At 69.5% G+C, this 23695-nt stretch carries 31 protein-coding genes and 1 pseudogene; 29 read left to right on the forward strand and 3 right to left on the reverse strand.

The features are described from left to right. Positions 1-212 precede the first annotated feature (212 nt). The 24 genes from ACLJWH_RS10570 (at position 213) to ACLJWH_RS10685 (ending at position 18767) form a co-directional block, all read left to right on the forward strand. Entirely contained in the window at positions 213-911 is a 699-nt protein-coding gene (locus tag ACLJWH_RS10570; RefSeq protein WP_411141377.1) for a terminase, read from the forward strand. Next, a complete protein-coding gene (locus tag ACLJWH_RS10575; RefSeq protein WP_411141378.1) occupies positions 908-1087 on the forward strand; it encodes a hypothetical protein in 180 nt (59 codons plus the stop codon). Before ACLJWH_RS10570 ends, ACLJWH_RS10575 begins: the two co-directional genes overlap by 4 nt. Continuing rightward, the gene (locus ACLJWH_RS10580) at positions 1074-2549 is read left to right on the forward strand and encodes a phage portal protein (RefSeq protein ID WP_411141379.1); all 1476 of its coding nucleotides are present in this window, start codon (positions 1074-1076) and stop codon (positions 2547-2549) included. The genes ACLJWH_RS10575 and ACLJWH_RS10580 overlap by 14 nt, the downstream gene beginning before the upstream one ends. A 15-nt stretch (positions 2550-2564) precedes the next feature. Then, on the forward strand, positions 2565-4517 hold the full coding sequence (locus ACLJWH_RS10585; protein ID WP_411141380.1) for a phage minor capsid protein: 1953 nt from the start codon (positions 2565-2567) through the stop codon (positions 4515-4517). A 9-nt stretch (positions 4518-4526) separates the two neighbouring features. Further along, entirely contained in the window at positions 4527-4697 is a 171-nt protein-coding gene (locus ACLJWH_RS10590; RefSeq protein ID WP_411141381.1) for an Rmf/CrpP fold protein, read from the forward strand. A gap of 100 nt (positions 4698-4797) precedes the next feature. Next, entirely contained in the window at positions 4798-5424 is a 627-nt protein-coding gene (locus tag ACLJWH_RS10595; protein WP_411141382.1) for a hypothetical protein, read from the forward strand. Positions 5425-5444: 20 nt separating this feature from the next. Then, positions 5445-6449: a major capsid protein gene (locus ACLJWH_RS10600; protein WP_411141383.1), complete on the forward strand. Its 1005-nt coding sequence runs from the start codon at positions 5445-5447 to the stop codon at positions 6447-6449. A gap of 2 nt (positions 6450-6451) precedes the next feature. Further along, positions 6452-6793 carry a hypothetical protein gene (locus ACLJWH_RS10605; protein ID WP_411141384.1) on the forward strand — a complete coding sequence of 114 codons (342 nt, stop codon included), beginning with the start codon at positions 6452-6454 and terminating at the stop codon, positions 6791-6793. 5 nt (positions 6794-6798) lie between these two features. Further along, positions 6799-6981: a hypothetical protein gene (locus ACLJWH_RS10610; protein ID WP_411141385.1), complete on the forward strand. Its 183-nt coding sequence runs from the start codon at positions 6799-6801 to the stop codon at positions 6979-6981. A gap of 3 nt (positions 6982-6984) precedes the next feature. Next, positions 6985-7383 carry a hypothetical protein gene (locus tag ACLJWH_RS10615; protein WP_411141386.1) on the forward strand — a complete coding sequence of 133 codons (399 nt, stop codon included), beginning with the start codon at positions 6985-6987 and terminating at the stop codon, positions 7381-7383. Further along, entirely contained in the window at positions 7380-7697 is a 318-nt protein-coding gene (locus tag ACLJWH_RS10620) for a hypothetical protein (RefSeq protein ID WP_411141387.1), read from the forward strand. Before ACLJWH_RS10615 ends, ACLJWH_RS10620 begins: the two co-directional genes overlap by 4 nt. After that, a complete protein-coding gene (locus ACLJWH_RS10625; RefSeq protein WP_411141388.1) occupies positions 7694-8038 on the forward strand; it encodes a hypothetical protein in 345 nt (114 codons plus the stop codon). The genes ACLJWH_RS10620 and ACLJWH_RS10625 overlap by 4 nt, the downstream gene beginning before the upstream one ends. Then, positions 8035-8466 (forward strand): minor capsid protein, encoded by a 432-nt coding sequence (locus ACLJWH_RS10630; protein WP_411141389.1) that lies wholly within the window; start codon positions 8035-8037, stop codon positions 8464-8466. The genes ACLJWH_RS10625 and ACLJWH_RS10630 overlap by 4 nt, the downstream gene beginning before the upstream one ends. A gap of 10 nt (positions 8467-8476) precedes the next feature. Next, positions 8477-9001: a phage tail tube protein gene (locus tag ACLJWH_RS10635; protein WP_411141390.1), complete on the forward strand. Its 525-nt coding sequence runs from the start codon at positions 8477-8479 to the stop codon at positions 8999-9001. Beyond that, positions 9001-9480 carry a hypothetical protein gene (locus ACLJWH_RS10640; RefSeq protein WP_411141392.1) on the forward strand — a complete coding sequence of 160 codons (480 nt, stop codon included), beginning with the start codon at positions 9001-9003 and terminating at the stop codon, positions 9478-9480. The genes ACLJWH_RS10635 and ACLJWH_RS10640 overlap by 1 nt, the downstream gene beginning before the upstream one ends. Before the next feature lie 226 nt (positions 9481-9706). Continuing rightward, positions 9707-12004: a phage tail tape measure protein gene (locus tag ACLJWH_RS10645; RefSeq protein ID WP_411141393.1), complete on the forward strand. Its 2298-nt coding sequence runs from the start codon at positions 9707-9709 to the stop codon at positions 12002-12004. Positions 12005-12006: 2 nt separating this feature from the next. Next, positions 12007-12909, forward strand: a complete 903-nt coding sequence (locus ACLJWH_RS10650) for a phage distal tail protein (RefSeq protein ID WP_411141394.1) — start codon at positions 12007-12009, stop codon at positions 12907-12909. Between the two features lie 13 nt (positions 12910-12922). After that, the gene (locus ACLJWH_RS10655; RefSeq protein WP_411141395.1) at positions 12923-13969 is read left to right on the forward strand and encodes a hypothetical protein; all 1047 of its coding nucleotides are present in this window, start codon (positions 12923-12925) and stop codon (positions 13967-13969) included. After that, positions 13966-15069 carry a hypothetical protein gene (locus ACLJWH_RS10660; RefSeq protein WP_411141396.1) on the forward strand — a complete coding sequence of 368 codons (1104 nt, stop codon included), beginning with the start codon at positions 13966-13968 and terminating at the stop codon, positions 15067-15069. The genes ACLJWH_RS10655 and ACLJWH_RS10660 overlap by 4 nt, the downstream gene beginning before the upstream one ends. After that, the gene (locus ACLJWH_RS10665; protein ID WP_411141397.1) at positions 15069-15812 is read left to right on the forward strand and encodes a hypothetical protein; all 744 of its coding nucleotides are present in this window, start codon (positions 15069-15071) and stop codon (positions 15810-15812) included. Before ACLJWH_RS10660 ends, ACLJWH_RS10665 begins: the two co-directional genes overlap by 1 nt. Positions 15813-15814: 2 nt before the next feature. Beyond that, positions 15815-17203 (forward strand): hypothetical protein, encoded by a 1389-nt coding sequence (locus ACLJWH_RS10670; RefSeq protein ID WP_411141398.1) that lies wholly within the window; start codon positions 15815-15817, stop codon positions 17201-17203. Between the two features lie 65 nt (positions 17204-17268). Further along, positions 17269-18135 carry a peptidoglycan-binding protein gene (locus ACLJWH_RS10675; protein ID WP_411141399.1) on the forward strand — a complete coding sequence of 289 codons (867 nt, stop codon included), beginning with the start codon at positions 17269-17271 and terminating at the stop codon, positions 18133-18135. Between the two features lie 63 nt (positions 18136-18198). After that, a complete protein-coding gene (locus tag ACLJWH_RS10680; RefSeq protein ID WP_411141400.1) occupies positions 18199-18444 on the forward strand; it encodes a hypothetical protein in 246 nt (81 codons plus the stop codon). Further along, complete coding sequence (locus ACLJWH_RS10685) at positions 18441-18767, forward strand: hypothetical protein (protein WP_411141401.1); 327 nt, start codon at positions 18441-18443, stop codon at positions 18765-18767. The genes ACLJWH_RS10680 and ACLJWH_RS10685 overlap by 4 nt, the downstream gene beginning before the upstream one ends. 89 nt (positions 18768-18856) lie before the next feature. Here ACLJWH_RS10685 and ACLJWH_RS10690 read toward each other — a convergent pair whose 3' ends face one another. Together ACLJWH_RS10690 and ACLJWH_RS10695 are read right to left on the reverse strand one after the other, a co-directional pair. Then, positions 18857-19048, reverse strand: coding sequence for a DUF397 domain-containing protein (locus ACLJWH_RS10690; protein ID WP_411141402.1), 192 nt, complete (start codon positions 19046-19048; stop codon positions 18857-18859). After that, positions 19035-19922: a helix-turn-helix domain-containing protein gene (locus ACLJWH_RS10695; RefSeq protein WP_411141403.1), complete on the reverse strand. Its 888-nt coding sequence runs from the start codon at positions 19920-19922 to the stop codon at positions 19035-19037. The genes ACLJWH_RS10690 and ACLJWH_RS10695 overlap by 14 nt, the downstream gene beginning before the upstream one ends. A gap of 251 nt (positions 19923-20173) precedes the next feature. On the opposite strand from ACLJWH_RS10695, the gene ACLJWH_RS10700 reads away from it, so the two are divergent. From ACLJWH_RS10700 to hemC, 5 genes are all read left to right on the forward strand, one after another. Then, the gene (locus tag ACLJWH_RS10700; protein ID WP_411141404.1) at positions 20174-20611 is read left to right on the forward strand and encodes an ATP-binding protein; all 438 of its coding nucleotides are present in this window, start codon (positions 20174-20176) and stop codon (positions 20609-20611) included. A gap of 68 nt (positions 20612-20679) precedes the next feature. Further along, a complete protein-coding gene (locus ACLJWH_RS10705; RefSeq protein WP_411141405.1) occupies positions 20680-21084 on the forward strand; it encodes a hypothetical protein in 405 nt (134 codons plus the stop codon). After that, positions 21084-21395, forward strand: coding sequence for a hypothetical protein (locus tag ACLJWH_RS10710; protein WP_411141406.1), 312 nt, complete (start codon positions 21084-21086; stop codon positions 21393-21395). The genes ACLJWH_RS10705 and ACLJWH_RS10710 overlap by 1 nt, the downstream gene beginning before the upstream one ends. A gap of 51 nt (positions 21396-21446) precedes the next feature. Then, positions 21447-21887, forward strand: coding sequence for an NUDIX domain-containing protein (locus ACLJWH_RS10715; RefSeq protein ID WP_411141407.1), 441 nt, complete (start codon positions 21447-21449; stop codon positions 21885-21887). Further along, positions 21884-22858, forward strand: a complete 975-nt coding sequence (gene hemC / locus ACLJWH_RS10720; protein ID WP_411141408.1) for a hydroxymethylbilane synthase — start codon at positions 21884-21886, stop codon at positions 22856-22858. Before ACLJWH_RS10715 ends, hemC begins: the two co-directional genes overlap by 4 nt. Before the next feature lie 120 nt (positions 22859-22978). On the opposite strand, the pseudogene ACLJWH_RS10725 reads toward hemC, so the two are convergent. Then, positions 22979-23656 (reverse strand): annotated as a pseudogene (locus ACLJWH_RS10725) (AMP-binding protein); the annotation flags it as partial. Positions 23657-23695: the final 39 nt, after the last annotated feature.

Consider the following 23695-nt stretch of genomic DNA (forward strand, 5'->3'; position numbering starts at 1 on the left):
GCAGCGGGGGCCGTTGTCGTGTTGGCACATGGAACAGCGACCACGCCACGCCTCCGCTGACCTGCGAATCTGAGCCACGACACGGCACGTCAGTACCGGGTGGTTGACAGCAAGGGTTAGCAACGACCAACCCCGACAACCCGAACCACTGGCTACGCCGCGACTACCTGCTCAGGCCCACCGAGGCCCGACTCAGGTCGTGGCACTTCCAGTTGGACGACAACCCCGCCCTTGACGACGAGTACAAAGCCCGGATCAAGTCCACGCACACCGGCCTGTTCTACCAGCGGAACGTACTCGGCCTGTGGGTACAGGCCGAGGGCGCGATCTACGACATGTTCGACGAGTCCGAGCACGTCGTCGACGACCTGCCCACTATGCGCCGGTACTGGATCGGAATCGACTACGGCACCGTGAACGCCACCTCGGCGATCCTGCTCGGCGAAGGCGCCGACGGCCGGCTGTACGCGTGCGCCGAGTGGCGCCACGACTCCCGCACCGCGCGCCGCCAGATGACCGACGCCCAGTATTCGACCGCCCTCCGCAAGTGGGTTGCCGAACAAGGCGTCGCCCCCGAGTGGACGTTCATCGACCCCAGCGCGGCGAGCTTCATCACACAGCTATGGGCCGACGCCTATCCGGGCGTTACCCGCGCCTCGAACGAAGTCGTGGACGGAATTCGCAGCGTGGCGAACCTGCTCGGTGCCGGGCTGCTCCGCATACACCGATCGTGCGAGGGCCTGCTCGACGAGCTGCCCGGCTACGTATGGGACGAGACGGCCGCCAACAAGGGCGAGGACAAGCCCGTGAAGCAGGCCGACCACTCGTCCGACGCGCTGCGGTACGTCGTGCACTCGACGGCGCACGAGTGGCGCCACCTACTCACCGCACCGAGGGAGGTCGCCGCATGACTGCCGTATGGCTCCACATGCCTATGACGCTGACCGTCGGCGACCACACCGGCGACATAGGCACGCTCACGCTCGGCCCCGGCGACAGCGTCGGCCCGTGCCTTGCCCTCATGCTCCGCAACGTCGCCGAGGCGTGCGAGGCCATACAGGAAGGGGGCGACGATGGCACTTCCTGACGCCAACGCACCCTGGCCGCCGCCGAGGCTCGCCCCGCTCTACCGCGAGCTGCGCGTCGACGACGCCTGGTACTCCGGCGACCGAACCAAGCTCGCCGACGTCTACCAGCACCAGCAGCGACGCGAGGACGGCCGGCGCCGACTGTGGGCCCGCCACCGGCATCCGCAGCCCGGGAAGCGCGACACCCGCCTACACATCCCGCTCGCCGGCGACATCGCCACCACCAGCGCCGATCTTCTGTTCTCCGAATCGCCGACGTTCACCGTGCCGGACCCTGGCGCGCAGGATCGCCTCGCCGAGCTCGTCGAGGTTGACGGCGTCGAGAACACGCTGCTCGAAGCGGCCGAGGTCGCCGCCGCTTTGGGCGGTGTGTACCTGCGGATCACGTGGGATACCTCGCTCGCCCCACGTCCTCTTCTGACCGCCGTGCACGCCGACGCTGCCGTACCCACCTTCCGTTGGGGGCAGTTGACCGAGGTCACGTTCTGGCGCGAACTCGCTTCGGACAACGCGACCGTATGGCGCCACCTCGAACACCACGAACCCGGCCGCATCTTGCACGGACTGTACGAGGGGACCGTCGACCACCTTGGCCGGCGCATACCGCTCACCGAACACCCCGAGGTTGCCTGCCTCGCCAAGTCTCTCAGCGCCGAGGGCGATGCGATCGAGACCGGCATACCGGAGCTCACTGCCGCCTACGTTCCCAACATCAAGCCGAACCGCAAACACCGCGGCAGCCCGTTCGGACGCTCGGACTACGCCGCACCTCTCCATGACCTCATGGACGGCCTGGACGAGACATGGTCAAGCTGGCTGCGCGACATCCGCCTCGCCCGTGCCCGCCTGATCGTCCCCGACGGGTACCTGCGCGACCACGGGCCCGGCCGCGGCGCCTCGTTCGACGATGACCGGGAAATCTGGCAGGCATTGAGCATGCCCCCGACCGAGCAGGGCGGTATTACCCTGGCGCAGTTCGCGATCAGAGTCGCCGAACACCAGTCAACGTCCGACGCAATCGTGCAGCAGGCCGTACGCTCCGCCGGATACTCCGCGCAGAGCTTCGGACTCGGCGACCAGGGCGGCGCCGTCACGGCAACCGAGGTCACCGCCCGCGAGCGCCGCTCGATGATCACCCGAAACAAGAAGTCGCGCTACTGGCGACCGGCCCTCGCACACATCTTGCTCGTCATGCTCCGGCTGGACCGAGCGATGTTCACCCCAAACCTCGTCGTCGACCGGCCCCGTGTCGCCTTCGACGACGGCGTGAGCGAGGACCCGCAATCAGTCGCACAAACCCTGTCCCTGCTTCAGCAGGCGCAGGCCGTGAGCACCGACACCAAGGTGCGCGCGCTGCATCCAGATTGGGACGACGACACCGTGCGGGCCGAGGTCGACCGCATCCTCGCCGAGACCGGCGCCGCCGTACCCGACCCAATGCAGGCCGGCGCCCTCGACTGAAAGGAAGGGGGCGCCGTGCCGATCCACCCGGGCATGGTCGAGGATCTGTCGGCCGGCGTCCGCGACCTGTACGCGGGCGCCGAGGCGCGGCTGCTGTCGCTGATCGCGCGACGGCTCGACGACGGGTTCGACGCGCCGGCATGGGCGGAGAAGAAGCTCGCCGATGTGCAGGCGCTACGCCGGGCTGCGCAGTCCGTCGTCGCTGAACTCGGCAAAGCCACTCAACTTGAGGTGTTCGACGTGGTCGCCGAGGCGTACAACGTCGGCTCCCGCGCCGGTCTGGTCGAGTTGGGCGCGCTGCATGACGTCGACGTCCGTCGGATTGCGGAGAGTACGCCCAACGCCCGCGCGGTCGATCGTCTCGCGCATGAGGCGGTCGACCGTGTCACCGCTACGCATCGCGGCATCCTGCGGGGCGTAGCGGACGGGTATCGGCAGGTGATCGCCGAGGTATCTGGTACGCCGTTGCTGGGTGTGGAGACGCGCCGGCAGGCGACGCAGGCTGCCATGGAGCGTTTTGCCGACCGAGGGTTCAGGAGCTTCGTCGACCGGTCCGGTCGTGCCTGGTCGATGACCTCGTACGCCGAGATGGCCGTACGAACGGCCGTCGGAAGGGCCGCGGTCGAGGCGCACGGCGACCGTCTACGCGCGGCCGGGGTGTCCTTGGTGATCGTTTCCAACGCGCCCCACGAGTGCCCCCTGTGCTCCCGTTGGGAAGGCAAGGTGTTGGCCCTCGACGGGCCCGACGGCGTCCGAACGGTTGAGGTCGAGCATGCCGTCGAGGACGGACGGACCGTGCACGCACACGTCGCCGGATCACTCGATGAAGCGCGCCGTCAGGGATTGCAGCATCCCAACTGCCGTCACTCGACGTCGGCTTATCTGCCGGGGGTCACTCGGGCGCCGGTGGAGCACTCCACCGATCCGAACGGGTACGAGGCCAGCCAGCGGCAGCGCGCAATCGAGCGCGGCATTCGGAAGTGGAAGAACCGCGCCACCGCCGCCATTACCCCGGAGGGCAAGCACGCGGCTGAGGCCAAGGTTCGCACCTGGCAGAAGAAGCAGCGCGAACACCTCGCACAACACCCTGAGTTGATCCGTCGCCGCTACCGCGAACAGTCGGGCGCCGGGAACCTCCCGGAGCGCCGGCCGCATCCGCCGCAGGACGCTGTCGAGGCCGCCCGGGTGCGCTCCGGCGACCGTCACACTCTGGCGGAGATGAGCGACACCCAGCTCGGGGCGTCGCTGAGACCTGGGGTACTCGACGAGCACGACCGCGGCCGTATCGCGGCCGAGGCGGATCGCCGGGACCTGATGGCCCGCGCCTTTCCCGGCGGCCGGCTGGCCGCCAACCTCGCCGGACTGACCGACGATGCCCTCGGCGCAGCGATCCGGCATGCGCAGCCGTCCGAGGTCGCGCGGATCGCGGCCGAGTTCGACCGCCGGTATCCGCCGCGGCCTGCGCCGGCCGCCGATGGCGCGCAGACCGTTGAGGGGCAGGTCGCTGACCATCAGGCCCTCGATAGTGCCTTGGCCCCTGTCCCCGATCCGGATGACTGGGGCTGGCTCGCCAACGATGCCGGCGACCGGTTCACGGGCATGACCGCAACCGACCGGTGGGTCGCCGAGCGCACCGAGGAAGCCGCGGCCGGCCGCGGCGCCTATACCCGCGCGCAGGTCCGGGAGATGTACCGGGAGCACGTCTACGCACAGTGGCAGTCCGCGGAGGATGCGTGCCGGGGCGTGCTGCTGTCCCGTGAGGCCGCCGCCGCTGACATCGACCCGATCAGCCTGTTCACGGGGCCGGCGCACGTCGCGTACGCCCGCGCTTCCGAAGAACTCAAGCGATGGTGGGCCGATCACCCGCGCACTACGCTGGCCGAGTACACCGAACAGCTCACGGGTCAGCGCAACGCGGCGGCCGACACTGCCCGCAAGGCACGGTCGGACCGTGACAACCGGCTGTAGGAGGCGAAGTTGTCCCGCTCAGACCTCGTACGCGCCCTCACAGAAGGGGCCGAGGCCGGCCGCGCTCGGCAGCCGGTGACCGTCTGCCCCTACCCGGCCGGCGACCTGCGTCGTAGCGCATGGGTCCGCGGCTACGCCAAGGCCCGCCCGCTACCGGGCGAGGACGAAGCCGCGCAGTAGCGCAACACAGACACACCCCACGGGGCCCGCCTGGTGCGGGCCCCTTTCGCATGCCCGAACGCCCGCCAGGAGCGGGCCCACCGCACCAGGAGTGCACACCGTGAGCGACACCACCCCCAGCACCACTCCGGCCTCCGCCGAGACCGTCGCCCCCGACACCACGCTGGCCCCCGCCGCTGTCCCGGCGCCGCCGGTCGCTGCGAACGAGGTCGAGCAGGTTGAGCCCGCGGCGCAGATCGCGCGCCTTGAGCGTCAGCTCGCCGAGGCCCGCGCCGAGGCCGGCAAGACGCGCGTAACGGCCAAGGCACGTGCGGCGGATGAGGCCCGCACGCAGCTCGCGCAGGAGATCGGGCGCGCGCTGGGCCTGGCCCAGGACGCCGACGCCGCGCCGGACCCGGCCGCCTTGACGCAGCAGCTCGCCGCCGAGCAGCAGCAGGCGCGGCAGGCCGCCGTCGAGCTGGCCGTGTACCGGGCCGCGGGCGCGGCCGGCGCGGACCCCGACGCCCTGCTCGACTCCCGGGCGTTCGCCGACGCCGTCGCCGAGCTGGACCCCACCGACACGGCCGCCGTACAGGCCACGATCACCGAAGCCCTCAAGACCACCCCGCGACTCGCCTCCACCCCGGCCGGCCCCGCTCGCAGCGGCGGGGAGTTCAACGGCGCGCCCACCGCGCCGCGCCGCGCCACCTCCCTCGATGACGCCATCGCCGCCCGCCTGGGCGGCTGAACCAGATAGGAGCCCCACCTATGGCCGTGACCCTGGCCGAGGCCCGCAACAACGCCCAGGACGATCTTGATGTGCAGGTGATCGACGAGTTCCGCAAGGGCAGCGCGATCCTGGACAGCCTCCAGTTCGACCAGGCCGTCAACCCCGCCGGCGGCGGCGCGACCCTGACCTACGGCTACCGCCGACTGGTCACTCAGCCGACCGCCGCGTTCCGCCCGCTCAACAGCGAGTACGCGCCCAGCAACGTCAACACCGAGCGCCACACCGTCGATCTCACCGTCTTTGGTGGCTCGTTCGAAATCGACCGCGTCATCGCGAAGATCGGCCCGGCCGCCTCCGGCGCCGTCTCGCTGAACATGCAGCAGAAGATCAAGGCCGCCCGCACCCTTTTTCAGGACACCGTGATCAACGGTGATACCGCGACGGACGAGAACGCGTTCGACGGCCTCGACAAGGCCCTGACGGGCAGCTCGACGGAGTTCCGCGCGGACTCCGTCACCGACTGGTCCGACTTCGACACCAACACCCGTGCGGAGCACCGCGCGTTGGACGCGATTGACGAGTGGCTGTCGCTGCTGGATGGCACCCCGACCGTGATCCTCGGCAATGCCAAGGCCCTTGCCCGCGTGCGTGCTGCCGCTCGCCGCGCCGGGATGTACACCCGTGATCCGATCGAGGGTCTGCTCGGCCCCGGCGGACGCCCCATCGAGCGCGAGTCCTACGGCGGGATCGTGTTCGCCGACCCCGGCGCCAAGGCCGGATCCAACGACCCGATCATTCCGGTTGAGTCCCGGAAGGTCAGCGACGCCGACACCAGCGGACTCACGGACCTGTACGCCTACCGGGCCGGCCTCGACGGGTTCCACGGTGTCGCCACCGCCGGCGGACAGCTTGTGTCCACGTGGCTGCCCGACTTCAACAGCGCGGGCGCCGTCAAGCGCGGTGAGGTCGAAATGGGCCCGGTCGCCGTCGCGTTGAAGGCGACCAAGGCCGCGTCGGTCTTCCGGAACATCAAGGTGGTGTGACCATGCGTGACACCCCAGGCGGTGAGCACCGCAACGCGCTCGACGCCCCGGCCGTCACCGTGGTGACGCCGGAGGGCCGACAGCCCCTCGACGCCGTACTCGACACCCTCTCCGGTGGCGGGCCGGTGGCGTGGGCGAGCGTGACGGGCAAACCGGCCACCTTCCCGCCGACCGTCGGCACCGGTGCCAAGGACGCCGCCGCGGGCAACCACACCCACACCGGCCTGCTCACCGGCAGCGCGACCAAGGTCGCGAACTCCGACGCGGCCGAGGTCGCCGGGCTGGTCGACGACTTCAATGCGCTGCTGGCCGCACTCCGCGCCCGCGGCGTGATCAGCGGGTGACGCCCGTGGCCACCATCTACAGCCCCGTTCCCCACTTCACCGGCCCCGGCCCCGGTGGAGTTCCGATCGTCGACGGGCAGGCGCAGACCGACGACCCGCGCGTCCTCGCCTACGCCCGCCGCCACGGCTACCGAGTCGACGACGCACCCCCCGCACCGGCACGCCCACGCAGACGTAAGGAGGAGTAGCCAATGCTGCGCCGCCTGTACGCCACCCCCGAACAGCTCGCCGCCTACCTCGGCGAGGCTGCACCCGCGGGCGCCGAGCGGCTGCTCACCCGCGCATCCGAGGACATCGACAGCGCCCTGCTGACCGCGGTGTACGCGGTCGACGAGGACGGCGACCCGCTCGACGCCCGAGTACGCGCCGCCCTAGCCGATGCCGTGTGTGCGCAGGTTGAGCACTGGCTCGCCACCGGTGACGACGGCACCGGCGCCGGTGGCATCTGGGATGCGGTGTCCATCGGGCCGGTGTCCCTGTCCGGCCGGTCCGGGCAGGCGCCGGCCGCTTCGGGCGTCGAGCTGGCGCCGCGCGCCGGCCGGGCGCTGCGCCGGGCCGGGCTTGAACCGGGGGTGGTGTGGCCGTGGTGACCCGCGTACCGGCGGTGCTGCTGCGCCACCGCGTCACCATCGAGCCGTACCTCGGCGACGGCGCGTACGGGCCGACGTACGGCCCGCCGGCAGTGGTGCGGGCCCTGGTCGCCGACCGGCCCCAGATGACCCGCACCCCCGAGAGCCGCACCACCCAGGCCACCGCGACTGCAATCGCCGGACCGGAGATCGAGTGCCCGGTCGGTAGCCGCCTGACGCTGCCCGACGGGCGCACCACCACCGCACTGACCGTCGCCCGCCACACCGCCCCGGGATTGCCGGTGCCTGCCTGTACGGAGGTGATGTGCCAATGAGCCCCCGCGTCCGATGGCAGGGGCCGGCGGTGGTCGCCGCGGCGCGCTCCGCCGCTGCCCGCGGCATGCTGCTGGCCGCCGAGCACGTGCTCGGCGCCTCCCGTCAGCGGGTGCCGATCGCCGAGGGGGTGCTCGAACGGTCAGGGGCGGCCTCCGTGGACACCGGCCGGATGACGTCCGCCGTGTCCTACGACACCCCGTACGCGGTGCGCGTCCACGAGGACATGCACGCCCGGCACGCCCCGGGCCGCACCGCCAAGTACCTCGAATCCGTGCTACCCGAGGAGAGCGGCACCGTGCAGGCATTGATCGCTGCGCAGATTCGGCGGGCCCTGTCGTGAGCTACACCGCCGACCTGCTTGACGGCCTCGCCCGTCTGCTCGCCGAGCACGGCGTCGGCACCTACCGGCCCGACGGCCGGTACGCCCCGGGCGAGACCGCGCTCACGATGGCCGCGATTCCACCGGCGCCGGATCGCGTCATCTGCCTGACCGCGTATCCGGTCCAGGACTCTTCCGCGCTCACCGACTGCACCACCGGAATCCAGGTCCGCACCCGGGCCGGGGCCGACCCCCGCGAGGTCGACGCCCTCGACGACCAGGCGCACGACCTGCTGCACGGCGCCGGACCGTTCCTGTGGGGTGTAGCGCGGGTGCAGCTCCTCTACCGCACCGCGTCGGCTCCGATCGGCGCCGACGACTGTGGCCGCATGGAGCGGTCGAGCACCTACTACGCCCGCGCGCACCGCGCGGCCCGACACCTCGAATAGGAGACGACCGATGGCAACCCCCACGCCGCCGGCCGAGACGGTGACTGCGCTCGCGCGCCGGTACCGCCTTGAGCTGGACATGGGCAAGGACGGCACCCCGACTTGGGCCCTGGTCCCCGGTATCACTGAGTTCACGCCCAAGATCGAGCCCACACAGCAGGATGTGACGACGTACGACGCCGAGGGCTGGTCGGAGCAGGCCGTGACCATGCTCGCGTGGTCGGTCGAGGTCGCCCTCGCCCACCGCGCCCACCCGGCCACAGGTGCTTTTAACACCGCGCAAGAGGCGCTCCGGAAGGCGTCGATGCGGTTCGGTGCCGACAGCTACGTCGCGGTGCGGTACTACGACCGCAACGGAGCCGATGACGCGTACGAAGGCCGCGCCCTGGTCACCTGGGAGCCCGACGGCGGCGGCCCCGACGAAGTCGACACCATCAAAGTCACCCTGACCGGCTCCGGACCGCTGACCGAGATCACCAACCCCGTTGCCGATGGCCCGCCGGCCGGGCCGAAGACGCTGAAGGCGGTGAGCTGATGGCCTTCAAGGCACTCGACGAACTACTCGACGAGTCTCTGCATCTGCCGATCGCTGACACGGTCTACACCGTCCCGGCCCCCTCCGCCAAGGTAGGACTGCGCACACAGAAGCTGATCAACGCCGCGGCGGTCGCCGCCGACGGCGGGGCGGTCGACGAGCAGGTACTCGGGGACGCCGCCGAGCAGGACCTGTACCACGACGTACTCGGCTCCGCGCACGACGAGATGGTCGCCGACGGTGTGACCTGGCCCGCGCTCAAACACGCCGCCATCACGGCCATGGTGTGGATTGCGCAGGACAAGGCCGCAGCCGAAACGTTCTGGAACGCGGGCGGCGGCCCTTCTCGGCTGGCCCCGAACCGGCAGGCGCGGCGCAGCCGGCCGGGCGGGGCGAATACGACGAAGAGAGCGGCCTCTACGAGTGGTACGAGTACCCGGAAGGCACCGGCCCGCAGCGAGGACCACACGCGTCGCTGACCTGGGCCCGCCTCCTTGCCGAGTGGCCCCTCATCGAGGCCGATCTACACGAGACGTACGGAGTTGACGTCAGCGCTCCGGGTCTACTGCAAGACCGGTCCTGGCGCTGGCTCCGTGTCCGCATTCTGGGCCTTCTCTCGACAGAGTCGCGCCTGTCCCGCGCGCTCGCTCCCGGCCCTTCCCCCTCCGCCCCGCCGGGCGGCACGATCCCCCGGAGGTGACCACGGTGGCGCTGCGCGTCGGTGAACTCTTTGCCAGTCTCCGCTTGGACGATTCCCAGTTCCGCGGCCGACTGGCCACCGCACAAGGCCAGTTCTCCAGCGTCGGGCAGACCGCGGCCAGTGTGGGCGGCGGGATGTCGAAATGGCTCACCGCCCCTCTGGTGGGGGTGGCTGCCGCCGCGATCAAGACCGGCGGCGACTTCCAGGCATCCATGAACCGCGTCAAGGCCGTGTCCGGCGCGGCCGGTGCGCAGTTCGCCTCCCTGGAAAAGCTCGCCAAGGAGATGGGGTCGACGACCCAGTACAGCGCGAGCGAAGCCGCGGACGCCATGGGCTACATGGCCATGGCCGGCATGAAATCCCGGGACATCACCCAGGCTCTACCGGGGGTGCTGAACCTCGCCGCGGCCGGAAACATCGCCCTCGCGGACGCCGCCGACATCGCAACCAACGTCCTTTCCGGATACGGGCTTCAGACGAAAGACCTCGCACACCTCAACGACGTGTTGGCTAAGACGTTCACCAGCACCAACACCGATATGAAGATGCTCGGCGAGAGCTTCAAGTACGTCGCGCCCGTGGCCTCAAGTGCCGGTCTGGCGATCGAGGAAACCTCGGCCGCTATCGGCATGATGGGCAACGCGGGCATTCAGGGGTCCGAGGCCGGTACCGCACTGCGGGGCGCAATCGCCTCGCTGCTCAAGCCAACCGGCGACACAGAGAAGATTCTGAAGAAGCTCGGCGTGTCCGTTGTCGACAGTCACGGCAAGCTGCGTCCACTCGTCTCCATCGTTGGCCAACTCGAAAAGGCCGGCGCGTCGACCGCGGACATGATGGGAATTTTCGGTGTCGAGGCCGGCCCCGCCATGCAGGCACTCGTATCGCAAGGCTCCGGCGCCCTCAAGAAGTTGACGAAAGACCTGGAGCACTCCGGCGGTACCGCAAAGAACATCGCTGACGTCCAAATGCAGGGCTTCAACGGCCAGATGAAGGGGCTTCAGTCTGCGGTCGAGGGCCTAATGTTGGCTATCGCCGGGTCCGGGATTTTGCAGTGGGCTACCAGTTTTGCGGAAAAGCTCACTGCGCTTGCGTCGAAACTGTCGCAGACGGATTCCGGGCTCCTGCGGACCGGCACTGTTGTGGCGCTGGCAGTTGCCGCGCTCGGTCCGCTCGTAATCGCCATCGGAAAGACCATCTCCGCGTTCGGAAGTTCCCTGACCACCATCGCGAATTTCGCGCGAGGCACCATGGCCGCGGCGAGCGCCATCGGCCGCATGGCTGTCGCCGCCAGCGGCTACGCCGCGCGTATGACCGTGGTGGCTGCCCAGGCCGTTGCCGCAGGCGTGCGAATGGCGGCCTCGGCGGCAGCGACCGCGGCACGCGTCGTGGCCGGCTGGGTGCTCATGGGAGCGCAGGCCCTCGCCCAGGCGGCCCGGATGGCCGCCGCGTGGGTGATGGCCATGGGCCCTGTCGGCTGGGTCATTACTGCTGTCGTGGGCCTGGTGGCTTTGATCGTCGCCAAGTGGGACGCCATCAAGAATGCTACCGCCGCCGCCTGGGACTGGGTCTGGGGAAAGATCAAGGCCGTCGGCCAATGGCTGATCGACCTGTTCATGAATTTCACTTTGGTCGGGATCATCATCAAGCATTGGGATTCCATCAAAGCGGGGACAGTACGCGTATGGAATACCATCGTCGATTGGGTCAAGGGACTACCGCAAAAGCTGCTGAACTTCTTCCTCAATTGGACTCTTCCCGGGCTGATCATCAAGCATTGGCAGGCCATCAAAGACGGGACAGTGCGCAAGGCGACTGAACTCGTGAACTGGGTACGGGGGTTGCCGGGCCGCATCGTGTCGGGCCTCGGAAACCTTGGAAATCTCCTCTACAACAAGGGCATGGACATCGTCCGTGGCCTATGGAACGGCATTCGCTCCATGGGATCTTGGCTGAAAAATACACTGATGGGATGGGCAAAGGATCTAATTCCGGGACCGATTGCCCGCGCGCTGGGGATTCACTCACCTTCGCGTGTCATGCGGGACCAGATCGGCCGGCACATTCCGTCAGGCATCGTCGAGGGCATCAAGTCGGGCGCCTCCGCGGTCGACCGCACCATGCGCTCGCTGGTGTCCGTACCGGCTGCTCCCCAATTCGCCACGGCTGGCACGACGCCCACCAACGGCACATCACAGAACGCTGGTTGGGGAGCAACCGTGCACATCGAGAATTGGCACGCGGACGGGCAGTCCGCCGACCAGATCGCCGCGTCACTGGCGTGGCAGATGAAGGGCAGGGGGTGACCATGGCCGCCGGTGACCTGGTCACCCTCCCCGGACACATCCAGTACGGCGAGCTGCTGCTCGGCCCCGGCACCGCCGTGCGCTGGCAGAAGCTCACCGGCTGGGAGGAATCTCCCGGCGCGGACTCCGGCACCGTGCCGCGGGCCGGCGCGCACGGAGCGATCCCCGGCCGGCTCCTGGCCCAACTCCGCACGATCACCGTCGATGGCGTCGTGCTGCGCACCCCGCCCGGCGCCATGACCACAGCAGTACGGGAGTTGGGCGCACACCTGGCGCTCCGCGACGACGAACTGCCGCTCGTGGTCCGCCTGGACGATGCCCCGCCGCTGCTGGCCTACGCCCGGTGCCTGCGGCACTCCATACCCGTGGACACCGGATACCGCATAGGCGTTGCGTCGGGTGGGGCGATTCAGTTCGAAGCCAGCGACTCCCGCCGCTACAGCCTGAACGAGCAGCGCGCCGAGATCCGGTTGCCGGCTGCCGAGCCGGGCCTCGACTGGAACCTTGACCCCGGCCCCGAGGGGCTGGGGTGGCCGCTGGACTTCGGGGCTCCTGGCTCGACCGGCACCACCACCGCCACCAACGACGGCACCACCGACACACACCCCCTGATCACCTTCCGGGGGCCGGTCGAGCTTCCGTCGCTGACCAACCTGGCCACCGGCGACACGCTCGAATACGACATCCCCCTCGCCACCGATGACGAACTGCTCATCGACACCGCGGCCGGCACGGTCACGCTCAACGGCACCGCCTCACGCCTCTACACCGCCACCGCGCGCAGCGTGCCCGAGGAAACGTTCACGCTCCCGCCCGGCACAACGAATTACATCTACCGGGCCGCGCCCGGATCATCCGACCCGCGCGCCGCCTGCACCGTGCGATGGCGCTCGGCCTACTGGTGACAGGAGTTGCCCCGTGACCGTGCGCGCCGCATGGCTGCTGCCCAAGGAACAGACCCGAGAAGACACCCGACTCGCCCCCGTCGGGCCCATGGCGCCCGAGGGCGAGCTACGGTCGCGTGGCGGTGTGATCGCCGGCGGCGATCCGCTCAAGGCGACCGGCGTCGCCTCCATGCAAGTCCAGATCGGCACCGGCCGCGCCCTGGTCCAAGGCACCGACACTCAAGGCGCCTACCCCGTAGCCATCACAGCCCCCGAAACGCTCACCGTCACCGACGGCGACGCACAATACGCACGGATCGATTCCGTCGTGCTGCGCGTGCTCGACCCGCTGTACGACACCAGCGAGCAGCCCGCCGCCGTCGTCGAGATCATCCAGGGTGCGCCCTCGGCCACCCCCGCGCCTGCGAGCCTGCCGGGTACATGTCTGCGGCTGTGGGACATCACCGTGCCCGCCGGAGCCTCCGCCGGTGTCGGCGGAATCAACTGGGCGGGCGCACTTGCCGACCGGCGCCGCTACACCGCGGCGGCCGGCGGAATCATCCCCCGCGGCTGGGGCCTCAGCTTCGAGGGCGCCTACCCGGGCCAGTACCGCGACAACGGCACCGGGCTGGACCGCTGGGACGGAAACGGCTGGAGCAGCGTGGCCGAGCGCCATTACGTCGCCGTCCGCAAAGACGAGACCTACAGCCTGGCGGCGAATCGCTACACCCCGGTGCGGTGGAGCGGCGCAGACGCGCGGTCCGACACATCGATGTGGACGTCGACGACCCCCACTCGTCTCGTCGCCCCCGTCGCAGGGCTTTACACCGTCTACGCACAGCAGACATGGCCGGGCGGCGCCGACCAGGCTCGCGTCCTGGTCGTCAAGAACGGTGGCGTCCGGGAATGGCACATGTCCTTCGTCGCGCGGTCCACTGGTGGGCAGGGGCATGCCGCTGCCCTCCCCGTCGTGCTGAAGACCGGCGACTACATCGAGATGAGCCTCTACACCGCGACCGCCTTGACAAACATTCCAGGGACGTACAGCTCGGCCGCGCTGCGGTGGGAGGGCCCGGCATGACCCCTGCCACCTATCGCGTGCTGCTGTGCGACCTGCGCAGCGACCAGCTCCTCGACGTCGTCCCCGTTTCCGGCCTGAGCCTTGACGACTACATCGGCAAAGCCGGATCGCTGCAAGCAACTATCCCTCTCCCGAACACGGCGCTCGCCGCACGCGTCCGCGCCGCCCTGGTGCCCGGCCGTACCGCGGTATGGGTCGAGCGCGGACGGGAAATCTGGTGGGGCGGCGTTCTGTGGACGGCGTCGATACAGTCCAGCGACCGCGGGTATCTCTCCGCCCAGATCCAGGCCGGCACATGGGATACCTACCTCGATCACCGGCTGCTCTACGACACCCAAGAGGCCCGGAAAGTCGACCAGTTCGACATCGTGCGGACCCTGCTCGACTACGTCCAAGGCACACCCGGCGGAGACATCGGCATCACGTACGGCACGGAGCTATCCGGTATGCCACGTGACCGCGTCTACAGCCGCTACGACCTGCCCACGGTTCGCGATCTGATCGACCAACTATCCCGCGTCCAAGGCGGGTTCGAGTGGCGTATCGCGTCGTTCCGCGAGGCACAGACCGGCCGGCGCGTGAAGCGACTGCAACTCGGCGCTCCCACGATCCGCACCGGAACCAGCGACATCGTGCTCGACCGCCCCGGCCCGGTCATGTCCTACACCTGGCCAGTGGACGCCAGCGGGCAGGCGAACGCTTGGCAGTCCCGCGGCGCCTCGGACAACGACAACCAAGCGTCCGAGTCCGTGCCGTTGCTGTCCGATCTGCTCGTTGACGACGCCGCCCTCGCCGCCGGCTGGCCCCGCCTCGACGGCACCTCGGACTACTCGACCGTGATCGAGAAACCGACCCTGGACGCCCACGCGCGGGCCGACTGGAACATCGCCCGCTCCCCGCGCACCATTCCCGAGATCACCGTGCACATGGGCCACGCTCCCCTCTCCCCCGCCATGCTCGGCACCACCATCCGCCTCCGCATACGTGACCTGTGGTGGCCCAACGGCCTCGACGAGCGGTACCGCGTCGTCGGCATCGCCATCACACCGCCGGAACGCGGTCAGTCCGAAACCGCGAAGCTCTATCTGGAGGCGCCCTGATGGCCGCGATCCCCCTCGACCTGCTCGACCGCATCCGGGCCCTGGAACGGCAAGTTCGGGAGCTGACTGGCCGCGCGCAGACTCGGCCGGCTCTGAACAAGATCACCCACGGCGCCGTGGTCATCGGCGAGGGCGGCAGCCTCGACGTCCGCGCCCCAACGGGAGCGCAGATTCTGGGAGTCGGCCAATTCACTACCGGCCGCTACGGCGTCAGCATGGCCCGCGAGGACGGCACCGGCCTCGCCCTGCAAGTCGGCGGCAACGACCCCGCCTCCCCCCAGATGGTCCGGGCCTTCGCCCGCGGCGGATACCCGTCCCCGATCATCATGGACGACGCAGACGCCGACGGGTACCTCGGCCGCCCCTGGGTGCCCATCCCCCTCACCCCCGGCGCCTCCGTCACCGCCGCCGACTGGATCACCGCCCACTCCGGCACCATCCAGACCCAGCACGCCGTACTCGCCGCGCGGTGGTCCCTCTGGGCCCCGGCCGGCACCACCGCCGAGGCCCGCCTCATGCTCAACCGCGGCGGCACCCTCACGCAGCTCGGCGACACCATCACCGCCACCGGCAAAGAGGTCTACGCCTCACCGCGAATTACCCCCGGCGCCCATGGTCTTTCGCATGGCGACGTCGCCGGCCTGCTCATCCAGGCCCGCCGTACCAGCGGCACCGGCACCGCTACGGCCTGGTGCCACGGCATGTGGGGCACCAACACCATCAACCCCAACGAGGCGAACTGATCATGCTGCCTGACTCCATCCCCACCGTAACCGTCACCGGCCGCTACCTCTCCCCCGACGGCCGCCCCCTGTCCGGCAGCGTCGTCTTCCGCGCCCCCGCGCAGCTCACGTTCCCGGCCGCCGACGTGATCCTCGGCGGCCCGGTCGTCGCGCAGCTCGACGCACAAGGCCAGATCAGCGCGACCCTGCCCGCCACCGACGCGCCCGAGATGATCCCCGATGGCTGGTCGTACACCGTGACCGAGGCCCTGTCGGGCATCCCCGCCGGCCGCTCGTATCAGATCCTGCTGCCGGCCGAGGCACCCGAGGTGGACCTCGCCGACATCGCGCCGACAGATCCGAGCAAGCCCAACTACGTTGCTGTACGCGGTGACTCCGCGTACGAGGTGGCCGTCGCCGCCGGGTTCGAGGGCACCGTCGCCGACTGGCTCGACTCCCTCGTCGGCCCGCCGGGTCCCCGCGGGGAGACCGGCCCGCCGGGGCCGCGCGGCGAGCAGGGCCCGGCCGGCGCGGACAGCACGGTGCCCGGCCCGCCGGGCGAGACCGGGCCCCGCGGCGAGCAGGGACCGCGGGGCGAACGCGGCGAGCAGGGGCAGCCCGGCGCCGACGGCGCGCCGGGGGCCGACGGCCGCGACGGCGCCCCCGGTCTCGTGCAGTCCGTCAACGGCCACTCCGCCGCCGAGGTCCGCCTCGACGCTGCGGACGTCGGCGCGCTCCCGGCCACCGCCGCAGGCGCCGCGGGTGGCGTCGCCCAGCTCGACGCCACCGGCCGCGTTCCCGCCGCGCAGCTCCCGGCCGCGAGCGGCGCCCGTAACGTCTGGACGCCGCAGGCCCTCGGATTCGTCGCCTGGTCGTGCGACCCGGGCAGCGTGGCCAACCCCGCCGCGAAGTACCTCGCCCCGCAGCGCCTCTACCTCACCGGCATCAACATCACGGAGAACACCACCGTGAGCCGAGCGGTCATGTTCGCCCGTGGGTACGGAGGCGTGACTGCCGATCGGTTCATGGCCGGCATCTACCGCGCGGACGGTACCCGCGTCGTCGCGTCGAGCGCGGTCGCCCTCACCCAAGCCGGGCAGGAGACCGGCGCGCTCCCGGCCATGGCGGCGAACCACATCGGCGCCGTGCCCCTGTCGTTCACCTCAACGACCCTCACCCCGGGCCGCTACTGGGTGGCGTGGCTGATGACCACGGGCGGCGCGAGCGACTTCTCGTTCTTCCACGTGCAGAACGATGCGCCGGTCGCCGCGGCGAACTTCTTCATGACCAGCAGCCCGTTCCCGCGCGCCTGGTACATCGCCGCACAGTCCACGCTGCCCACCACGGTCAGCCCGACGGCCACAACCGCGCTCGCCGACCACGACATCCCGATCTTGGCACTCGCACCCTGACCACCACCCCACCCGTACGCCCCGGCAGTCGCCGCGGGCGATTTTTCATGTCTGGAGCCCTACCTATGGCAACTCCCCTGACCGCCGACAAGCTGCTCGCCGCCCTGCGCGCCGAGGGCGTGAAGGTCGTCGAGTACGGATCTTGGCGCACCCACAGCCGCGCCGGCCACGGCGCATGGGGCCCGATCAACGGCGTGCTGATCCACCACACTGTGTCGTCCGGCACCGACGGTTCAGTACGCATGTGCCACGACGGATACGCCGACCTGCCCGGCCCGCTGTGCCATGGCGTGATCGCCAAGGACGGCACGGTCTACCTGATCAGTTCCGGCCGCGCGAACCACGCCGGCCGAGGCGACAGCAACGTACTCGCCGCGGTCGTGGCCGAGCGCAAGCTACCCGCCACCAACCGGAACGACACCGACGGCAACGCGCGGTTCTACGGATTCGAGTGCGTGAACCTCGGCAACGGCGCGGATCCATGGCCCGAGGCGCAGTTGCTCGCCATCGAGAAGGCCGGCGCCGCGATCTGCCGCGCCTACGGATGGAGCGCAGCGAGCGTCATCGGCCACAAGGAGTGGACGAACACCAAGGTCGACCCGCGCGGTTTCTCCATGGCCACCATGCGCGAGCGCGTCGACCGCCGGCTCGGCACCAAGCCGGGCAAGCCCGTACCGGCCCCGAAGTTCGAGCCGTTCCCGGGCGTCGACTTCTTCAAGAGCTATCCGCGCTCTCCCATCGTGACCGCCATGGGCCGGCGCCTCGCCGCCGAAGGCTGCTCGGCCTACGCAGAGGGGCCCGGCCCGCAGTGGACGGCCGCCGACAAGGAGTCGTTCCGACGGTGGCAAAAGAAGCTCGGCGACGCCCCGCAATACTGCGACGGATGGCCCGGTCGACGCCAGTGGGACGCGCTCAAGGTTCCCAAGGTCTAACCACGCCGCCGGCCCGCACCCGCGGGCCGGCCGGCCCTCCCCACTTCATGAAATGAGAACCCCATGACCGATGCCGCTCGCCGGACCGTCCGCACCGTCGTGCAGACCGCCGTAGCCCTCGCAGTACTGCTCCCCGCCATCGTCGATGCCTCCGGCATCCCCTCCACCCTGCCGTGGGTCGCCGGCGCGCTCGCCATCGCCGGCGGCCTCGCCCGCGTGATGGCTCTGCCCAGCGTCCAGGCCCTCATACCCGAATGGCTGCGCACCGCACCGCCAGCCCGGTCCGAGGACGGAGGCGGTAGCGCGTGACCGATCCGGCTTCGGTCGCGCTGGAACTCGAACGCATCCGAAGGACGATCGAGGTCGGATTCACCCGCACCGACGGCGCCCTCGCCCTGCTTGTGCAACGGCACGACCAGACCGACGAGGCGATCAAGGAACACGCCCGCCGCATCGACGACCACGACGCCCGCCTCGACACCCTCGAACGGGGCGAGACCGAACGCCAGAAGCGCGGCGACACCCGCCTCGACACCCTCGAAAAGAGCCGGTGGCCGCTTCCGTCGGTAGCCGCCCTGGTCGCCGTCGCCGGTCTCGTTCTGTCCCTGTGGCAGTTCGCAGCCCGCTCATGAGCAACGCCCCCCGCACGGCCACCTACGGCCGTGCGGGGGGCGTTATTCTGCTTTGGAGCACTGCCCGTCCGGATCACCGCGAGCTGTGCCTACACCTCGCCCTCGACCACGCTTCCGATGAATGCTTGCCACCCCTCGAAAGTGCACGTCAGGACCGGGCCCGCCTGCTCTTTGCTGTCTCGCATGGCAACCGCATCGTCGAGGTATGCCACCTCGACGCAGGCGCCGTTTCCGTTGCTGTGGCTCGACTTGAACCACTCAGCGTTGTCAACCCTTTTCATAGCTCCCTGCTACCTCAGAAATTAGGCGCTGCGACGCCTGCTCATCTAGCGATGCTTCCCAGATGCTGTCAAAGGCCGCGTCATACTGTTTCACCTCCCGTTCCTTGTCCAGGTACAGGCCCCCCGTGTACCCGTCCGCGTAGACCGTCGGTGGCTCCGTGGCGACCCCGTCGCCGTTCATGGGGAAGCGCAAGATGATGAAAGGCCCGGTGACGGCCCCCGAGTGCATACCAGCCGCGAAGGGGATCACACGAATCGCGACGTTCGGCAACTCGGAGACGTAGACAAGGTGCGCAAGTTGCTGCGCCATCACGTCGCAACCGCCAACGGGGCGGCGTAGTACCGCCTCGCTCAGCGCGACGCGCAACACCGGCGGATCAGTGACCCGAGTCAGAAGCGACTGACGCTCGATGCGCAGGCGCACGCGTCCATCGAGGTCCGTGTCGCCAATCCCTCGGATGTGCGTACGGATGATCTCGCGTGCGTACCCGTCGGTTTGAAGCAGCCCAGGGACGATGTCGCTCTCGTACAACGACAAGGTGTCCGCGGCTTCTTCAAGTCCCACGTAGACGTCGAAACCCTCTGGGATCACGTCGCCGTAGGCGTGCCACCAGCCACGCGCCTTAGTTTCCTTCGCCAGCCCCATCAGAGCCTCGGTGAGGTCTGGTGCAGCGCCGTACACCAGGCACATTGCCTGAACGTCGAGGCTGCGCAGAGGGGTTTGGCCCGTCTCGATGCGCCACATCTTCGCCTCGGACCACTCCAGTTTCGTTGCTGCTGCGCGCACCGTCAGGCGAGCCCGGTTGCGCAGGGCTCGCAGATTTCGCCCCAGTTGACGACGCGGCACGGTCGACCCGGTCGGACCCTCAGCCATCTCTACCCCTCCTACAGAACCCAGTATGAAGGACATTTGTCCCTCACGATGAAAGCTGTTGGGCACTCGCTCCGCAGTACAAGGCATCAGTTCGACACCCTGCAAGCGGTGCAACGCCATGAAGTCTTGCACGGCATAGGGCCCGCCGTGCAGTCTGGAAAACCACTTCCCGAGCGATCGTTCCGCTACGTCGCTGTGCCGGACTGCACACGTCGGCTCCGCGCGCGGCATTTGCCCGTAAGGGGACTCGCATGTTCGATCCACCGCGGGTGCTTCGACCCGCATGTTGCCCGCCGCCCGACGGTCCTCCGCCCAGGCTGTTGCTGGCGAGCGACCCCCAATCGGCCAGACGCGCCCGTGAGTTTGCACGCGAGTTCACCGCGTACCACGTTCCGGGTGCTGAGACCCATGCCGATTCGGTCGTCTTGGTCGTCTGTGAGCTGGTAACGAACAGCATCAGGTACGGCACCGAACCCGACGACTTTCTACGCCTCACGCTCGACACGGACGAGGTCCGAACGCGGGTCGAGGTGCACGATCCGGTTCGTCGGCATCCCCGCGTTCGCCCGGAGTCCGCAGAACGCGACCGCGGGCGCGGCCTGATCATCCTTGACGCCCTCTGCCCTATGGCGTGGGGCACCTACGACGTCCCGTTCGGTAAAGCCGTATGGGCGGAGGTGGCACTGTGACGAATCCAGTCACTATCAGGGCTGTGCCCGGCCCCGGTTTCACAGTCGGGTGTGTGATCTCAACGTGGATGGACGTAAACATCCGTTCCGCCTCCATCGCATACGTTTTGATCGGCCACGCACCTCCGCGACGCCCTGAGGAGACGGCCGCGATCGAGACTGGCCTGTTGGGCATGGTCGACGCGATGCGCTTACGGCCGGCCGCCGAGCGCGTACCGCATGTCGGAGACCGGCTGACGCTGCGCGGACCGGTCGTCGTCCTCGACTACGGGCACCCGGCCTGCACCATGCAGCTACCGGCGACCGGCGACGAGTGGCGCGCGCACGTGAGCGCCGGCGGACGCGTGTGCTTAGCGATCGGCCTTGACCCGATCCCGCCCGGCGCGGGCCCGGACGCCGTCGAGGCGTACCTCGCGCGCGTCCTCGCGACAGGCCGCGCCTACATGGGCGCGACGACAATCCGGCGCCGGTGATGGCCGAGGACCCGCGCAAGGTCGGTGAACGGCCTGTACCACCGCCGTTCATGTGGGGCTGTCCCGAGTGCGCGCGATTGCTGCTGCGGCTCGGCCGCCAGTGGGCCGCCGCCGAGGGCTGTTTCTGGGAACAGTTGCAATTGGCGCGGCACATAGCCGCGGCGCACCCCGACGACGTGCCGCCCCAGCACATCAACGGCTGCGACCTGTGCCCCTACTACGCGCGCTGCAAGGACGAAGCCGCACTCATATGGGCGCAGCACCGGGCGCGCGACCTCTTCATGCCGCCGTCAATCGCGCGCCTCATTTAAGCCATCGACACCAAAGGATGCGCCATGCCACCACCGGCCCCCGGTCACCCCGTGACCGCCGCCGTACTCATCACGGACCCGCGCGACCACCTGCTACTCGTCCACCCCGCCAAGCCCGACGGTCCGTGGCAGCTTCCAGGGGGCATCGTCGACCAGGGCGAGTCGCCCCTCGACGCTGTCCGCCGGGAAGGTCGCGAAGAACTCGGGCTCGACCTCGACATACAGGAACACGACCTGTTCGCCATCGAATGGCTGCAAGCCACCCGCCCCGGCCGCCGTGACCGGATGGCGCTCCTGTTTGCCGGACCCGAGCTATACCGGGACGACACCGATCGCATCACCTTGCAGCGCGAAGAACTCGACGCCTGGCGCTGGGCCACCCGCGCCGAGGCGGAATCGATGCTGCACCCCGCAATAGCCGCGCGAATCGTCGGGCCCCTCCAGCCCGACGGCGCGGTCTACCGTGAAACCAGACACGAAGGGACGTTATGAACACGACCGACTTCCCCGCCCGGAAGCTGCGCATCGGTACCCGCAGCTCGCCGCTGGCACTCGCTCAGGTTGACCAGGTGTCGGCCCTGCTCCGCAAGATCGAGCCCGACCTCGACATCGAGGTCATGCCGGTCACCACCGAAGCGGACAAGTGGCAGGGCGACTTAGCCCTGTTGGGCGGGAAGGGCTTGTTCGTCCGCGAAATCGATCAGATGTTGCAGCGCGGTCAGATCGATATGGCCGTGCACTGCATCAAGGACGTACCCGGTGACGTTCCCATGCCGCGCGGCCTGATCTTCGCCGCGTACCTGCCTCGCGACGACGTGCGCGACGTGCTGCTCGTCCCCGAGGGTTCCGACGTTCAGACGCTCGCCGATCTGTCCCCCGGCGCCTCCGTCGCCACCTCGGCCGTGCGCCGCAAGGCTCAGATCCTCCGCACGCGACCTGATCTGAACGTGATCAGAGTTCGCGGCCTGGTCGGTACGCGAATCGACAAGCTCGACGGGCGGAAGCCCATGGATCACAAGCTGGACGCAATGGTTCTCGCGCAGGCCGGACTCGAACGGCTCGAACTTCAGGGCCGGGCCCGGCAGGTGTTCGAGGTCGCCGAGATACTGCCGGCCGTCGGCGCCGGTGCGCTCGGCCTCGAATGCCGGAAGGATGACGACGCGGTCGCCTACCTGCTCCAGCAGCTCAACCACGAACGCACCATGACGGAGATCACCGCTGAGCGCGTCATGTTGCACGGCCTCCGGGGACACTGCAACAGCCCCATTGCGGGGCACTGTGTCACGGACCCCGACGGGCAGCTCAGCTTGCGCGGAATGGTGTTCTCGCGCGACGGCTCCAAGTTCGTTCACGCGCACTTCTGGGGCGAGTCTCTGAACGACCCGGCCGTACTCGGCTCCCGCGTCTGCGCCGAACTGCTGCGGCAGGGGGCGCGCGACATCATCGAAGGTATCCCCCACTAACGACCAGCCCGTGCCCGCCGACGGCGGGCACGGCCTCGCACTCAGGCCACGGCCCCGGCACCTCGCTCACAGGTACCGGGGCCGCTCTGCACTTGACCACCTCGTTCACTGTCCTTTAGAGCCACTGACATGGAAAAAGGGCAGTACGGCCAGGACCCGGTCGCCGGGGCCGCTGGTGATCAGCGGGTCGAGCTGGGCGAGGTTGGTGGCGATGCTGCGGTGGGTGAGCATCACGCCCTTGGGGGTGCCGGTGGTGCCGGAGGAGTACGGCAGCGCGGCCAGGTCGGTGGCGGCGTCGAGGGTGACGGAGAGTTCCGGGGCGGTGCTGCCGAGCAGGTCCTGGACCGACCGGTGGCCCTCGGCGCGGTCGCAGACGAAGATCTCGGCGATCCCGCCGGTCTGCCGGGCCGCGGCGCGGGCGGTGTCCAGCAGCGCCGCGACGGTGACGATCCAGCGGGCCCCGGAGTCCGCCAGCTGCTTGCCGAACTCGGCTTCCGTGGCGAGCGGGTGGACGGTGGTGACGGCCGCCCCGCAGCGCGAGGCGGCGTAGAAGACGACCGGGTAGACGAGGGAGTTGGGGCTGTGCAGGGCCAGCACCTCGCCCTTGCGGACCCCGGCCGCGGCGAGGGCGGCCGCGAGCCGGCGGGTGGCGTGGTCCAGCTGGGTGTAGCTGAGGGTGGTGCCGTCGAGGCCGTCGATCAGTGCGGGGCGGTCGCCGTAGGAGGCGGCGGGGCCGAGAACGGCCTCGTGGATGGGGAGTTCCACGGGCGCGACCTCGGGGTACTCGCTGCGGAACACCCGGGACGCGGGGGATGCGGGTGGCGCGGCGGACGTGTC

The organism is Streptomyces sp. x-80, from assembly GCF_046549095.1.
Classification (GTDB): Bacteria; Actinomycetota; Actinomycetes; order Streptomycetales; family Streptomycetaceae; genus Streptomyces; species Streptomyces celluloflavus.

Coding starts and splice junctions, on each gene's coding strand:
- ACLJWH_RS10680 (WP_411141400.1), top strand. CDS start 18,199: ATGACCGATGCCGCTCGCCGGACCGTCCGCACCGTCGTGCAGACCGCC.
- ACLJWH_RS10670 (WP_411141398.1), top strand. CDS start 15,815: ATGCTGCCTGACTCCATCCCCACCGTAACCGTCACCGGCCGCTACCTC.
- ACLJWH_RS10710 (WP_411141406.1), top strand. CDS start 21,084: ATGGCCGAGGACCCGCGCAAGGTCGGTGAACGGCCTGTACCACCGCCG.
- ACLJWH_RS10695 (WP_411141403.1), bottom strand. CDS start 19,922: ATGGCTGAGGGTCCGACCGGGTCGACCGTGCCGCGTCGTCAACTGGGG.
- ACLJWH_RS10625 (WP_411141388.1), top strand. CDS start 7,694: ATGAGCCCCCGCGTCCGATGGCAGGGGCCGGCGGTGGTCGCCGCGGCG.
- ACLJWH_RS10575 (WP_411141378.1), top strand. CDS start 908: ATGACTGCCGTATGGCTCCACATGCCTATGACGCTGACCGTCGGCGAC.
- ACLJWH_RS10705 (WP_411141405.1), top strand. CDS start 20,680: ATGGACGTAAACATCCGTTCCGCCTCCATCGCATACGTTTTGATCGGC.
- ACLJWH_RS10640 (WP_411141392.1), top strand. CDS start 9,001: ATGGCCTTCAAGGCACTCGACGAACTACTCGACGAGTCTCTGCATCTG.
- ACLJWH_RS10605 (WP_411141384.1), top strand. CDS start 6,452: ATGCGTGACACCCCAGGCGGTGAGCACCGCAACGCGCTCGACGCCCCG.
- ACLJWH_RS10690 (WP_411141402.1), bottom strand. CDS start 19,048: ATGAAAAGGGTTGACAACGCTGAGTGGTTCAAGTCGAGCCACAGCAAC.
- ACLJWH_RS10580 (WP_411141379.1), top strand. CDS start 1,074: ATGGCACTTCCTGACGCCAACGCACCCTGGCCGCCGCCGAGGCTCGCC.
- ACLJWH_RS10650 (WP_411141394.1), top strand. CDS start 12,007: ATGGCCGCCGGTGACCTGGTCACCCTCCCCGGACACATCCAGTACGGC.
- ACLJWH_RS10660 (WP_411141396.1), top strand. CDS start 13,966: ATGACCCCTGCCACCTATCGCGTGCTGCTGTGCGACCTGCGCAGCGAC.
- ACLJWH_RS10615 (WP_411141386.1), top strand. CDS start 6,985: ATGCTGCGCCGCCTGTACGCCACCCCCGAACAGCTCGCCGCCTACCTC.
- ACLJWH_RS10635 (WP_411141390.1), top strand. CDS start 8,477: ATGGCAACCCCCACGCCGCCGGCCGAGACGGTGACTGCGCTCGCGCGC.
- ACLJWH_RS10665 (WP_411141397.1), top strand. CDS start 15,069: ATGGCCGCGATCCCCCTCGACCTGCTCGACCGCATCCGGGCCCTGGAA.
- hemC (WP_411141408.1), top strand. CDS start 21,884: ATGAACACGACCGACTTCCCCGCCCGGAAGCTGCGCATCGGTACCCGC.
- ACLJWH_RS10700 (WP_411141404.1), top strand. CDS start 20,174: ATGTTCGATCCACCGCGGGTGCTTCGACCCGCATGTTGCCCGCCGCCC.
- ACLJWH_RS10600 (WP_411141383.1), top strand. CDS start 5,445: ATGGCCGTGACCCTGGCCGAGGCCCGCAACAACGCCCAGGACGATCTT.
- ACLJWH_RS10675 (WP_411141399.1), top strand. CDS start 17,269: ATGGCAACTCCCCTGACCGCCGACAAGCTGCTCGCCGCCCTGCGCGCC.